Annotated in this window: 9 protein-coding genes and 1 tRNA gene; 6 read left to right on the top strand and 4 right to left on the bottom strand. The window is 67.8% G+C overall.

Annotated features, from left to right (window positions below; translation table 11 throughout):
• Positions 1–73: 73 nt before the first annotated feature.
• Positions 74–895, bottom strand: a complete 822-nt coding sequence (locus tag ACP59X_RS18660; protein WP_428561318.1) for an alpha/beta fold hydrolase — start codon at positions 893–895, stop codon at positions 74–76.
• Between the two features lie 243 nt (positions 896–1,138).
• Between ACP59X_RS18660 and ACP59X_RS18655 the strand changes: the two genes are divergently transcribed.
• On the top strand, positions 1,139–1,450 hold the full coding sequence (locus ACP59X_RS18655) for a MerR family transcriptional regulator (protein ID WP_428561316.1): 312 nt from the start codon (positions 1,139–1,141) through the stop codon (positions 1,448–1,450).
• A gap of 527 nt (positions 1,451–1,977) precedes the next feature.
• Positions 1,978–4,158, top strand: a complete 2,181-nt coding sequence (locus ACP59X_RS18650) for a glutamine synthetase III family protein (protein WP_428561314.1) — start codon at positions 1,978–1,980, stop codon at positions 4,156–4,158.
• A 245-nt stretch (positions 4,159–4,403) separates the two neighbouring features.
• Here the strand turns inward: ACP59X_RS18650 and ACP59X_RS18645 are convergent, their stop codons facing one another.
• Both ACP59X_RS18645 and ACP59X_RS18640 read right to left on the bottom strand, forming a co-directional pair.
• Positions 4,404–5,789 (bottom strand): LysM peptidoglycan-binding domain-containing protein, encoded by a 1,386-nt coding sequence (locus ACP59X_RS18645; RefSeq protein WP_428561312.1) that lies wholly within the window; start codon positions 5,787–5,789, stop codon positions 4,404–4,406.
• Positions 5,790–6,427: 638 nt separating this feature from the next.
• On the bottom strand, positions 6,428–8,941 hold the full coding sequence (locus tag ACP59X_RS18640) for a heavy metal translocating P-type ATPase (RefSeq protein ID WP_428561310.1): 2,514 nt from the start codon (positions 8,939–8,941) through the stop codon (positions 6,428–6,430).
• Between the two features lie 121 nt (positions 8,942–9,062).
• Here ACP59X_RS18640 and ACP59X_RS18635 point away from each other — a divergent pair, with 121 nt between their 5' ends.
• Positions 9,063–9,428, top strand: coding sequence for a hypothetical protein (locus ACP59X_RS18635; protein WP_428561307.1), 366 nt, complete (start codon positions 9,063–9,065; stop codon positions 9,426–9,428).
• 114 nt (positions 9,429–9,542) lie between these two features.
• Here ACP59X_RS18635 and ACP59X_RS18630 read toward each other — a convergent pair.
• Positions 9,543–9,620, bottom strand: a tRNA-Pro gene (locus ACP59X_RS18630).
• Between the two features lie 166 nt (positions 9,621–9,786).
• On the opposite strand from ACP59X_RS18630, the gene ACP59X_RS18625 reads away from it, so the two are divergent.
• The 3 genes from ACP59X_RS18625 to ACP59X_RS18615 are packed head-to-tail and all read left to right on the top strand — an operon-like array spanning position 9,787 to position 13,724.
• Positions 9,787–10,887: a protein-glutamate methylesterase/protein-glutamine glutaminase gene (locus ACP59X_RS18625; protein ID WP_428561305.1), complete on the top strand. Its 1,101-nt coding sequence runs from the start codon at positions 9,787–9,789 to the stop codon at positions 10,885–10,887.
• A 31-nt stretch (positions 10,888–10,918) separates the two neighbouring features.
• On the top strand, positions 10,919–12,841 hold the full coding sequence (locus ACP59X_RS18620) for a HEAT repeat domain-containing protein (RefSeq protein ID WP_428561303.1): 1,923 nt from the start codon (positions 10,919–10,921) through the stop codon (positions 12,839–12,841).
• Positions 12,842–12,845: 4 nt separating this feature from the next.
• A complete protein-coding gene (locus ACP59X_RS18615) occupies positions 12,846–13,724 on the top strand; it encodes a CheR family methyltransferase (RefSeq protein ID WP_428561301.1) in 879 nt (292 codons plus the stop codon).
• The last annotated feature ends 2 nt before the right edge of the window (positions 13,725–13,726 follow it).

Here is a 13,726-nt window from a genome sequence, read left to right as displayed (position 1 = left end):
TGTGACCCGACGGGAAAAACGAAAGCCCCGGTGCCGGCGCATCGGGGCTTTCGCGTTTGGGCGGGGAAGGGGGCTAGCGGCGGATGAATTCCAGCAGGTCAGCGTTGACCTTGTCCTTTTCCGTGGTGCACATGCCGTGGGCGCCGCCGGGGTATTCCTTGAGCTGGCCGTTTTTGACCAGCTTGACGGCGGCCCGGGCCGCGGCGTCGATGGGCACGATCTGGTCGTCGTCGCCGTGCAAAAACAGGGTCGGCACATCGATTTTCTTGAGGTCCTCGGTCAGGTCGGTTTCCGAGAAGGCCTTGATGCAGAAGTAGGCGGCCGGAAAGCCGGCCATCATGCCCTGGCGCCAGAAGTCCGCGCGCACGCCCTCGGACACGGTCGCCCCGGGGCGGTTGTAGCCGTAAAACGGCAGGGTCAGGTCCTTGAAGAACTGGGAGCGGTCCTTGCGCACGCCCTCGCGGATGCCGTCGAAGACATCCATGGGCAGGCCGCCGGGGTTGGCCGGGGTTTTGAGCATCAGCGGCGGTATGGCGCCGATGAGCACGGCCTTGGCCACCCGGCCCGAGCCGTGGCGGCCCAGGTAGCGCACGACCTCGCCGCCGCCGGTGGAATGGCCCACCAGCACGGCGTCCTTGAGGTCGAGGGCGGTCAGCAGCGCGGCCAGGTCGTCGGCGTAGGTGTCCAGGTCGTTGCCGTCCCAAGGTTGGCTCGAGCGGCCGTGGCCCCGGCGGTCGTGGGCGATGGCCCGAAAGCCGTTTTGGGCCAGGAAGAACATCTGGTCCTCGAAGGCGTCGGCGCAAAGCGGCCAGCCGTGGCTGAAGACCACCGGCTGCCCGGTGCCCCAATCCTTATAATACAACGTGACACTATCCTTGATGGTGAGGGTGGCCATGTCGGGTACTCCTCACGGCCCGGCGGGCGATGGCGCCCTCGGGCCGAGGTTGGTGGGCGGGCAGGGCAAAAGGCCCCAAACCCGGGCCGGCCGCGACGGGCGGACGGATTCCGGGTCCCCTTTACCAGATAACCACTGTGGGCGCGAGTCCAGGGGGAGATTGCGTGACAAGCCGGTGGCGGCGCGGCCCGGACGCGGCGGCGGGCTTGACCGGGGGGGCTGCTTGGCGCATTTTGAGGCGCCATGCTCCAAAGAACCTACAAGATCGGCGAAGTCGCCAGTCTGACGGGGCTCAAGCCGTTCGTGCTGCGGTTTTGGGAAACGGAGTTCCCGCAGCTTGCGCCCGTGCGCACGAAAAAGGGGCAGCGGCTCTACACCGACGAGCACCTCGACCTCATTACCCGCATCAAGGCGCTGCTCTACGAGGAAAAGCTCACCATCGACGGCGCCCGCCGCCGCCTGGCCGACACCGGCCGCGACGCCTCGGTCCTGCGCCAGGTCTACGACGAACTCAAGGCCATCCGGCGCCTGCTCGGCGATACGCCCGGAGCCTGATGTCCGCCCGGTGCCGGCCGCGATGTGTCGGTCCTGGGCCAGGCCTGCGACGAAGGCAAGGCCATCCGGCGCCTGCTCGGCGACGGGGCCGGGGTGCGACGCGCGCCCGGTGCCGGCCGGGGCTTGGTCGATAGCGACATGTTTGTTCCAGGAACATTACTGTTTTCTCATCCCCCCGTGCCGACGGCCATGTCGCCGCGTCGTTGGCGCGATGCGCGAAGCGCGGGCGTGCGGGCACATAGTGCCGATTGGCTATGGACGTGTGGCGGATTTTACATTATTGGGAGTTCGCAGGCGGCCGTGGAGAGAGACTTGGCCGCGTGGTGAGAGGCGGAAAAATTTCGATTTCGCCGGCCGCGGGGAGGACGTACGATACGTCCTTTGGCGGCCGGTCCGGGGACCGGGCGTCGCCGTATCGTCATTTTCGGCTCCCTTCCGGCCTCCGGCCGGGAGTGCTTTCTGGCCGGCGGCCGGACGCGGCCCAGCCCCGACGTGTAACCTGTTCAACACAAATGCAAGAGGACCCTATGAGCGGAATCAAGGCTCGGCTGGACGCGATCTCGGCCATCATCAATTACAAGCCGTCGCATGCCCCCCTGAACTTCAGCGAGACCAAACCCACCGAGGTCTTCGGCTGCAACGTCTTCAGCGACAAGGTCATGCAGGAACGCCTGCCCAAGGCCGTCTACAAGTCGCTGAAAAAGACCATCGAACTGGGGCAGAAGCTCGATCCGTCCATCGCCGACTGCGTGGCCAACGCCATGAAGGACTGGGCCATCGAACGCGGGGCCACCCACTTCACCCACGTGTTCTACCCCCTGACGGGCCTGACCGCCGAAAAGCACGACGCCTTCCTGGTGCCCGACGGCAAGGGCGGCGCCGTGGCCGAGTTCTCCGGCAAGATGCTGATCCAGGGCGAGCCCGACGCCTCCTCCTTCCCCTCGGGCGGCCTGCGCACCACCTTCGAAGCCCGCGGCTACACCGCCTGGGACGTGACCAGCCCGGCCTACATCCTGGAGAACCCCAACGGCACCTTCCTGTGCATCCCCACGGCCTTCGTCTCCTGGACCGGCGAGGCCCTGGACAAGAAGACCCCGCTTCTGCGCTCCAACCAGGCCCTCAACAAGCAGGCCCAGCGCATCCTCAAGCTCTTCGGCGCCGCCACCAAGCTGCCCGTGGTCTCCTTCGCCGGCCCCGAGCAGGAATACTTCCTCATCGACCGCAACTTCGTCTTCTCCCGCCCCGACCTGCTCATTGCCGGCCGTACCCTGTTCGGCGCCAAGTCCGCCAAGGGCCAGGAGTTCGAGGATCAGTACTTCGGCGTCGTTCCCCGCCGCGTCCTGTCCTTCATGATGGAAGTCGAGCGTGAGCTCTATAAGCTCGGCGTCCCGGTCAAGACCCGCCACAACGAAGTGGCCCCCAGCCAGTTCGAGATCGCCCCGATCTACGAAACCGGCAACCTGGCCACCGACCACAACCAGATGGTCATGACCGTGCTGCGCACCGTGGCCAAGCGCTACGGCCTGATCTGCCTGCTGCACGAAAAGCCCTTCGCCGGCATCAACGGCTCGGGCAAGCACCTCAACTACTCCATCGGCAACGCCGACCTGGGCAGCCTCTACGATCCGGGCGACACCCCCCACGAGAACGCCCAGTTCCTGGTCTTCTGCGCCGCCGCCATCCGCGCCGTGCACAAGTTCAGCGCCCTGCTGCGCGCCACCGTGGCCACCGCTTCCAACGACCACCGCCTGGGCGCCAACGAGGCCCCGCCGGCCATCATGTCCGTCTACCTCGGCGAGCAGCTCACCGACGTCTTCGAGCAGATCAAGAAAGGCAAGATCGAGGGCTCCAAGCAGAAGGGCGTCATGAACATCGGCGTCGACACCCTGCCGCCGCTGCCCATGGATCCGGGCGACCGCAACCGCACCAGCCCCTTCGCCTTCACCGGCAACCGCTTCGAGTTCCGCGCCGTGGGCTCCAGCCAGTCCATCGCCGGCTCCCAGGTGGCGCTGAACACCATGATGGCCGAGTCCCTGGACTTCATCGCCTCCAAGCTGGAAGCCGCCACCGGCGGTGACGCGTCCAAGCTCAACGCCGCCGTCCAGACCGTGATCCAGGAGATCATCAAGGACCACGACGCCGTGGTCTTCAACGGCGACGGCTACTCCGAGGAATGGCACGCCGAGGCCGAAAAGCGCGGCCTGCCCAATCTCAAGACCACGCCCGACGCCCTGCCGGTGCTCACCAGCCCCGAGGTGGTCAAGCTGTTCACCACCTACGGTGTTTTTAGCGAGGCCGAGCTCAAGTCCCGCGAGGAGATCTACCTCGAGCAGTACGTCAAGACCGTCCAGACCGAGGCCGCCCTGGTCGTGCGCATGGCCAAGACCATCATCTTCCCGGCCGCCATGCGGTATCAGGGCGAGCTGGCCAAGACCTGCGCCGACCTCAAGGCCATCGGCCACGACTTCAAGATGGACACCCTGGAGTGCGTCACGACCAAGCTGCGCGACCTGCAGGCCAAGGTGGCCGAGCTCGAGAAGATCGTCGAGCACAGCGCCGACGGCACCCTGGCCGAGGCCAAGCACATGTGCTGCACCGTGCTGCCGGCCATGAACGAAGTCCGCGCCGTGGCCGACGCCCTGGAAGCCGTGGTGGCCGACGACCTGTGGTCCCTGCCGAGCTACCAGGAGATGCTGTTCATCCGCTAGACGGATGCGATATCCCAAGGGCCGCTTCCCCCGGAGCGGTCAGGATGTGCCCCCCGGCGGCCAGCCCGCCGGGGGGCTTTTTCGTGTGGCGCCCGCAGTCGCCTCGCCGCCAAACGCCGGCAGTCGTGATTGCGCGGCCCGGCCGGGCGTCCCCGGCCACGCCGGCCGCACGAAAAAAAGTCCCCGCCGAGGCGGGGACTTGGGAATGGCTGGGACCTTCCGGCCTGGCCGCGGGGCCGCGGCGGCTACTGGCAGAGCTTTTCCTTCTTGGCGCTGTCGAGCAGCTCGCAATCGCCCAGGGCGCACGACTTCTGGTAATCCTGGCACATGGGGCCGTACTGCTTGAGGTGCAGGTAGGTGAAGCCCCGGCCCTTGTAGTAGTCGGCCTCGTTGGGGCCGAAGCTGATGGCCTTGTTGAAGTCCTCGATGGCTTGGGGATAGCGGCCGGACCGGGTGCGGCTTAAGCCCCGCATGGAGTAGGCCAGGGCGAAATTGGGGTTTTTCTCGATGGCCTTGGTGTAGTCGTCGATGGCCTTGGGGTACTGCTTGAGGTAGTAGTTGGCATGGCCGCGGCTGGCGTAATAATCGGCCCGGTTGGGGTTGAGCTTGATGGCCCGGTCGAAGCTCTCCACCGCCTTCTGGAACTTGTTCTGCTTGCCGAATTCGATGCCCTTCTCGAAAGCCGATTCGGCGTCGGCGGTTTCCCTACTGTCGGGAAGCGACGGCGTGGCCTCGGCCGGTTCGGGGGTGCGGGCGGCCTTGGTCGGGCGTTCGGGCGCGGCTTCGGGTTCCTCGACCACCGGGGCGGCCTTGGACGGCTTGGCCCGCACCGGCGCCTCCTCGGCTTCCTCGACCGCAGCCGCCTTGCTTTTGGCAGGGACCACCAGCTTCTGGCCGGAATGCAGCTTCTTGCCCATGTCGGGGTTGAGGCGGGCGAGTTCCTTGGGGCTTATGTGAAATTTGCGGGCCACCGAATCCACGGTGTCCTTGCGGTGGGCGGTGTAGGTGGAGGTGCGCTCTTCGGGTTCGGGGGCCTTGTGGGATTTGGCCGCGGGTTTTTCCGCCGCTTCCGGCTTGGCCGCCGGGGCGCCGCCGGGCAGGGCCAGTTCCTGGCCGATTTTCAGGGTGCTGCTGTGCTTGAGCCCGTTGGCCTTGAGCAGGTCGTCCACGGATACGCCGTGCTTGCTGGCGATGGAGCCCAGGGTGTCGCCCTTTTTGACGGCATAATGCCCGCCGCCCTTGGTCGTCGCGGCCTTGTGGTCCTTTTCCTGGCTGCGTTCCCTGGACTCGGCGGCGCGTTCCTTGGACGAACTCGTTTCGGGTTTCTTGTCGGCCTTTTCCTTCTTGGTCTCCTTGGCCGGTTCCTTGGCTGGTTCCTTGGCTGGTTCCTTTTTCTCGGCCTTGCCCGACGTGCTTCCCGGGATCGTCAGGCTGTCGCCCACCTTCATCTTGTTGGCCTTGAGGCCCTTGTTGGCCTTCATCAAGTCGTCGACGGATATGTTGTGCTTTTTCGCGATGGAAAGCGGGGTGTCGCCGGCTTGTACGGTATAGGCCCAGGAGCTGGCGGGGCCGGCGGTGGCGAGCAGGCTTACGCACAAAAGAGCGAGACAGAAACGAGACAATCGAGGCATAGCACCACCTTAGCGCTGGCAGGGTTGAAGCGGAGCCGGATGGCGGCAGCGAAACCGAAGGCTTTTATGTAGACTACCTGGCGCATGGGGGCAATGCTTTTCAGAAGTTGAAAAATTACACGAACATGAATTATTTGTTCATGTTTAGTCGGAATTCAGGGCTCCGAAGCAGGTGTTGCCTGGCGCGAGCCAGGACACTGCCCAGGCTGGAGGATGCGGGGAGGTTGTCTCGGACCTCCCGGAGGCAGGGGCGCCCTCCCTCTGGTCCCTTTTCGCTGGGTCTTGCCTCTCCCGGTGCCACCCCGAACCGGGGCTTTGCCCCAGGCCCCATCGGGGGGAATCACTTCCCCCGACCCCCCGGTCGGCTGTGGCGGGCGGCAGGGGCTGCGGTCACCGGGCAAATAGATGTGCGCGGCCTCGCCCAGCCGTCGGCCCTGCAGGCCGAGAGTCTTGGAATTGTTTTTTGGGAGCCTCTTGAGAGGCAATCGAAGGATTTCGATCTTCCCCTGCGGCGCTTCGCCGCCAGCATACGGCCCGACGTCCCGCCGCCTGCCGTTCCCGACCATTTCCCCACCCGCCCCGCCGGGGAGGTCCAGGAGGGGATCATCCCCTCCTGGCCGCCGGAGGCGTCTTCGCCTTTATTCATGCAAAGTACCGATCGACCGGGGCGTGAAAACCCGCAGCCGCAGGGCGTTGGTCACCACCGTAAACGAGCTCAGGGCCATGGCCGCGCCGGCGATCATCGGGCTCAGCGTCGGCCCGCCGAAGAGGTGGAGCACCCCGGCGGCCACCGGGATGCCGATGGTGTTGAAGGCGAAGGCCCAGAAGAGGTTCTGTTTGATGTTGGCGATGACGGCCTTGGACAGGGCCAGGGCGGCCGGCACGCCGCGCAGGTCGTTGCGCATGAGCACCACGTCGCACGATTCCACGGCCACGTCGATGCCCGAGCCCATAGCCATGCCGAGGTCGGCCCCGGCCAGGGCCGGGGCGTCGTTGATGCCGTCGCCGACCATGGCCACCTTGCGTCCGCCTTGCTTGAAGCGCGCGATCTCCGCCGCCTTGCGGTCGGGCAGCACCCGGGCGATGACGGTGTCGATGCCGCAGCTGCGGGCCACGGCCGCGGCCGTGCGGGCGTCGTCGCCGGTGAGCATGGCCACCGAAACGCCGTCCGCGGCCAGGGCGGCGACCACGGCGGCGGCCTCGGGCCTGGGGCTGTCGGCCACGGCCAGGGTGCCGGCGCTGGCCCCGTCCACGGCCACGCGGATGGCGGTCTTGCCGGCCTCGGCCAGGCGGGCCTCGTCGGCGTCGGCGGCCGGGTCGGCCGCGACACCCTGTTCGGCCAGGAAGGCGGCCGTGCCCACCAGCACGTCGTGCCCGTCCAGGCGGGCGGCCACGCCCTTGCCCGGGTGGGCCTGGAAGGTTTCGGGCGCCGGCAGGGGGAGCTGCCGGGCTTCGGCCGCCGCGGCCACGGCCCTGGCCAGGGGATGTTCCGAGCGGGCCTCGGCCGCCGCGGCCAGGGCCAGCAGCCCGTCGGCGTCGCGGCCTTGGCCCGGGGCGATGTCCGTCAGTGCCGGTTTGCCGTGGGTGAGCGTACCGGTCTTGTCGAAGACGACCAGGCCGATGTCGCCGGCGGTTTGCAGGGCGGCGCCGGATTTGACCAGGATGCCCAGGCGGGCCCCGCGCCCCATGCCGACCATGATGGAGGTGGGCACGGCCAGGCCCATGGCGCAGGGGCAGGCGATGACCATGACGGCCACGAAGATGCGCAGCGAAAAGGAAAAGTCGGCTCCGCCCAGGAAGTACCAGCCGCAAAAGGCCACGATGGCCACGGCCATGACCGTGGGCACGAAGTAGAAGCTCACGGTGTCGGCCAGGTTGGCGATGGGCGCCTTGGAGCCTTGCGCCTGGCGCACGAGCGCCACGATGCGCGAAAGCGTGGTGTCCTCGCCCACCCGCGTGGCCCGCATGACCAGGGCACCGGTGGTATTTTGGGTGCCGCCGGAGAGGCTGTCGCCGGGGCCCTTGGCCACGGGCAGCGGTTCGCCGGTGAGCATGGATTCGTCCAGGCGCGAGGAGCCCTCCGTGACCTCGCCGTCCACGGGCACGCGGTCGCCCGGCCGCACGAGGAGGCTGTCGCCGACTTCGACCTCGTCCACGGGCACGGTTTGCTGGGCGCCGTCGCGCAGCAGGGTGGCCGTGTCCGGGGCCAGGCGCATAAGCGCGGCGATGGCGCCCGAAGTCTTGAACTTGGCCGAGGCCTCCAGGTACTTGCCGAGGCTGATCATGGCCAGCAGCACGCCGGCGGACTCGAAGTAGAGGTCCATGGCCCGGGCCACGGGATCGGAGCCGGCCAGGATCAGGACGAGGCCCGCCAGGCTGTAGGCCAGGGCGGCGCCCGTGCCCATGGCCACCAGGCTATCCATGTTGGGGCCGCCGCGCAAAAGCGCCGGGATGCCGTCGCGGTAGAAGCGCCGGCCGATCCAGACGATGGGGGCGGTCAGGGCCAGCTGGGCCAGGGCGAAGGTGGCGGGCGCGCTGTCGGGGTGCAGGAAATGGGGCAGGGGCAGGCCCAGCATGTGGCCCATGGACAGCGCAAGCAGCAGGGCGGCCAGGCAAAGGGCCGGGAGGAGGGCGCGTTTCTGGCGGGCCAGCTCGCCTTTGGCCTCCTGCTGGCGGGCGGCGAAGGGGCTTGCCCCGGCGGTTGCGGGCGTGGTGCCGAAGCCCAGGTCGGCGATGGCCTGGCGCAGGGCGCGGCGGGACAGCTGGGACGGGTCGAAGGTGAAGGTGCCGCTGGCGTCGGCCAGGTTCACGTCGGCCGCGCGCATGCCCGGGAGCTTTCGCGTGACGCGTTCGATGCGCGAGGAGCAGGCGGCGCAGTGCATGCCGCTGATGTCCAGGTTGACGGTGGTGTCGGTTGGCGGCGGCGGGCCGAGGCCGAAGCCGAGGTCGGCCACCCGGGCGCCGATGGCGTCGAGGCTTGTGGTTTGCGGATCGAAGCGCAGGCGCAGCGTGGCGTCGGCCAGGTTGACCGCGGCTTCCTCCACGCCGGGCGTGGCGGCGAGCACCCGTTCGATGCGGGCCGAGCAGGCGGCGCAGTGCATGCCCGACACCGGGACCTGGATGCTGACGGGGGGGGCGGCTGGTTTTTCCATGCCCAAAGGGGTTAGTCATTTCGCCGGCCGTGGCAAGCCCGGCGCGGCCCGGCCCGAGGCTGGCTTTCGGCCGCCTTTGAGGATATGGACGGAAAACGGTGACGGCAAAGGAGCCCGGCCCATGCAATCCGATCCGATGGCTTCCTTTTGGGAAGCGCAAAGCCGCGAGCCGAGCCGTTGGGAGCGGCTGCGCGAGGTCTTCGAGAAACTGCGCATGGTGTTGGACATGCCCGCGCTGTGTCTGGGCGGGGCCGACGATCTGCTGGAACAACTGGAACAACGTCTGGCCGAGGCCGAACAGCTGTTTCCCGAACCGGATTGGCTGTCGGTGGACACCGCCACCCCCGAAGGACTCGAACAGTATTGCGCCAACCATGTGGGCGCGTTGCTTGAGGTGCTGGTGCGGGCCGTGGAGCGGCTGGCCGAAAAGCGGGCCGAGGAGATGGCCGCCGGTCCGACGCCGCCGGCGCAAGCGCCCGGTGCCTGAGGCCCGGGCCCCGGATCGTGGGCACCCGTGGGCGGGCCGGCCCGGCCACGGCGGCAATTTGCTGCCGACAAAAGGAAAAAGGGGCTACGCTTGCGCGCAACCCCTTGAAATTCCTGGTCGGGATGAGAGGATTCGAACCTCCGACTTCTGCGTCCCGAACGCAGCGCTCTAGCCAGACTGAGCCACATCCCGACGTGAGAGAAAGGCTATTAGAGCATCGGGCGGGCTTTGGCAAGCACTAATCTCGGTTGTCAGAACGTCCGGAGTCATCTAATCATTGTCGACGGCACGGCCCGTCCGGAAATGCCGCCGTCCGGCGGGCCTCCGGAACCGGCAAGGACGCCGCCAGGAGATAGGCGTGATCAAGGTAGTGGTGGTCGATGATTCGGCCTTCATGCGCAAGGCCCTTGCGGCCATGCTGGATAAGGATCCGGAAATAGAGGTGGTGGCCACGGCCCGCGACGGCGAGGAAGGCCTGGAGATGATCCGGCGCCATCAGCCCGACGTGGTCACCATGGACATCGAGATGCCGCGCATGGACGGGCTTACCGCCCTGCGGCACGTCATGATGGAGATGCCGCGCCCCGTGCTCATGGTCAGCTCCCTGACCACCGAGGGCGCCGAAGCCACGCTCAAGGCCATGGAGCTCGGGGCCGTGGATTTCATCCCCAAACAGCTTTCCAAGGTGTCCCTGGACATCGTCAAGATCGAGGACGAACTGCGGGCCAAGGTCAAGACCATCGCCCGGCGGCGCATGAGCCACCTGCTGGCCCGGGCGTCCCTGGCCGGCCGGGTCCGTCCGGCCGCCCCGGCCCGGGACGGCGGCGCCGCCCCGGCCCAGCCGGTGGCGGAACGCCCGGCCCGCACCCGGCCGTCGGGCTCCCAGTGCCGCGACCTGGTGGCCATCGGCGTGTCCACGGGCGGGCCGCCGGCCGTGCAGAAGATGCTGTCGGTGCTGCCGGCCGATTTTCCGGCCGGCATCCTCATCGCCCAGCACATGCCGGCCGCCTTTACCGGCCCCTTTGCCAAGCGTCTGGACGGGGTGTGCCGGATCGCGGTCAAGGAGGCCGAGGACGGCGAACGGCTCCAGCACGGCGTGGCTTACGTGGCCCCGGGGGGGCGCCACCTGCGCATCGACCAGAAGGTCAGCCGCATCGACGTGCGGGTGGTCGACGAACCGCGGGACGCCCTGTACAAACCTTCGGCCTCGGTGCTGTTCGACGCGGTGGCCGCCGGCGTCGGCCGCCGGGCCCTGGGTGTGGTGCTCACCGGCATGGGCAGCGACGGCCTGGAAGGGATGCGCACGCTCAAGGCCAAGGGCGGGCGCGCCCTGGCCCAGTCCGATTCCACCTGCGTGGTCTACGGCATGCCCAAGGCCATCGTGGACGCCGGGCTTGCCGACGAGATCGTGGACATCGACGAGATGGGCGAAGCCATCCTCCAAAACCTCTACAAGTGACCGTTCCCGGGGAACGGGCGGGGAAAGCGGCATGGTGGACTGCAAGGACCTTTGCCAAAGGCTCGGTGGCGACGATCCGGACGTGCTGCGGGACGCGGCCTACGAGGCCGGGGAAGACGGCTGCGTGGCGGCCGTCCCGCTGCTGGCCGGGCTGCTGTGCTCGCACAACCTGGGCGTGCAGGAGGCGGCCGACAGGGCGCTGCGCAAGATCGGCGGCAAGGAAGTGGTGGCCGCGGTCAAGCCGCTTCTGCGTTCCGACGACGCCCCCATCCGCAACGCCTCCATGGACATCCTGCGGGCCGTGGGCGCCCAGGATTTCCCTACGCTCATCGAACTGCTCCACGACGCGGACCCCGACATCCGCATTTTCGCCTCGGACATCCTCGGCTCCACGGATTCGCGCCTGGCCGTGGCCCCGCTGTGCGAGGCGCTGCTGAAAGACCACGAGGTCAACGTCCGCTACCAGGCGGCGGTGAGCCTGGGGGAACTGGCCTTCGTGGACGCCGCCGCCTGCCTCGGCAAGGCGCTCGGCGACGAGGAATGGGTCCAGTTCGCGGTCATCGAGGCCCTGGCGAAAATCCGCGACGCCGCCTCGGTGGGGGCCCTGGTCAAGGCCCTGGACAAGAGCTCGGACCTGGTCGCCTCCATGATCGTCGACGCCCTGGGCGAGATCGGCAACATCAAGGCCGTGACCATGCTTTTGAAACGCATGGACGCCTCGCCCGAGGTCCTGCGCAACAAGATCGTCAAGGCCGTGGTGCGCATCCTCGGCGGCAAGGCCCTGACCCTGCTGTCGCCCACCGAGCGGGAGCGCTTCCGCACCTATTTGCTGGCCGCCCTGTCCGACGACGAGGACGAGGTCCAGGACGCGGCCGTGTCGGGGCTGGGCTCCGTGGGCGGCGAGGAGGCGGCCGCCGCCGTGCTGGGCCACGCCGCCCATATCGACAAGGACCGCCATCCCGAACGCTACGAGCACGCCGTGGCGGCGCTGCGCGACATGGGCCTGACCGAGGCCCTGGGCGAGGCCCTGCGCCACGGCGGCGAGGGGCGGCGCCTGGCCGCCCTGGACGTGCTGGCCGGGCTGCCCTGCCCGCAGTGCGCCGGCCTGATCATGGCCGCCTTCCCGGACCTGCCCCCGGCCATCCGGCCCGTGGCGGCCAAGGCCCTGGCCGCCATCGCCGGCGAGGAAGCCACGGCGTTTTTCCTGGACCTCCTGGGCGACGACGACGAGGAACTGCTGCTCGAGGCCGTGTCGTTTCTGGGCGACAAGCTGCGCCTGCCCGAGGCCGGCGAGGCCATCTTCGCCCTGCTGGGCCATCCCTCGGACGCGGTCAAGGAAGCGGCCCTGGAAGCCTGCGTGGCCATCGGCGGCGAGGGCCTCGACGCCCGTTTCCGCGAACTTTTCGGCAGCGAGGAGCCCATGGACCGGCTCATGGCCGTCTACGCCCTGGGCAAGATGGGCGTGCGCGACCACATGGACGTCATCCGGGAGGCGCTCGGCGACGAGGTGCCGGACATCCGCAAGATCGCCCTGGAGGCCCTGGCCGACATGTGCGGTCACGAGGAGGAGGGGCTGCCGCTGATCGTGGGTGGGCTTTCCGACGAGAACCGGGACGTGCGCCTGGCCGTGGTGGAGCTTTTGGGCGGCTGCGACAGCGACAAGGTCTACCCCTACCTGGAGCAGGCCCTGTCCGACCCCGACGACTGGGTGCGCATCCGGGCCGTGGAGGCCCTAGGCCACCGGGGCGAACGCGAGGCCGTGACGCGGCTTTTGGAACTGGCCGGGGAGGACAGCAAGCTGGTGGCCCTCAAGGCCGTGGAAACCCTGGGCGAACTCGGCGGGCCCGAGGTCTTCGAGGCCTTGTTGCAGCTGGCCTCGGGCGATGACCCGGAACTCGTGGCCGCGGCCGAGGCCGGCTTGGCCAGGCTGCGGGACGAGCAAGGGGAGCGTTAAGTCCATGACCTCGCTTTTTTCCAAGACGATTTCCCTGCGCAAGGACCTCAAGATCTCCGACGCGGAGTTCGCCCAACTGCGGGATTTCATCTACGCCCAGTCCGGCATCTACGTGGCCGACAACCGCAAGTACCTGGTCGAGAACCGGCTGGCCACGAGGCTTAAGGAGCTCAACCTCAAAAGCTTCGCCGAGTACCACGCCTACCTCAACTACGACGCGGGCCGCCGCCAGGAGCTCAACCGCCTCTTCGAGGTCATCACCACCAACGAGACGAGCTTTTACCGCAACCCGCCCCAGCTCAAGGTCTTCCAGGACATGGTGCTCAAGGACGTCCTGGACAAGCTGCGGGCCGCCCGGCAAAAGCGGCTGCGCATCTGGTCGGCCGGCTGTTCCACCGGCGAGGAGCCCTACACCATCGCCATCATCCTCCACGAGGTGCTGCGAACGGAACTGGCCACCTGGGACATCCGCATCACGGCCAACGACCTGTCCGAGGCCGTGCTGGCCCAGGCCCGGGAGGGCGTCTACACCGACTACAGCCTGCGCACCACGCCCAAGGAGATCGTGGCCCGCTACTTCATCCCGGACGGCCCCAATTTCAAGGTCAAGCCCGAGGTCAAGCGGCTGGTCAGCTTCGGCCAGATCAACCTGAGCGACCGGATGATGCTCAAGCGGGTGGAGCGCTCCCACATCGTGTTTTGCCGCAACGTCATCATCTATTTCGATGATGAAATGAAAAAAAACGTCATCGCCGCCTTCTACGACAACCTGCTGCCCGGCGGGCAGTTGCTCATCGGCCATTCGGAATCCTTGCACAACATCTCCCGGGCCTTTCGCCCCAAGCACTATCCCGGGGCCATCATCTACGGCAAGGAGGAATAGCG

The organism is Solidesulfovibrio sp. DCME (assembly GCF_049995385.1).
Classification (GTDB): Bacteria; Desulfobacterota; Desulfovibrionia; order Desulfovibrionales; family Desulfovibrionaceae; genus Solidesulfovibrio.
Note: the sequence above shows the minus strand (reverse complement) of the source record. Positions and strands in the feature narration are given on the sequence as shown.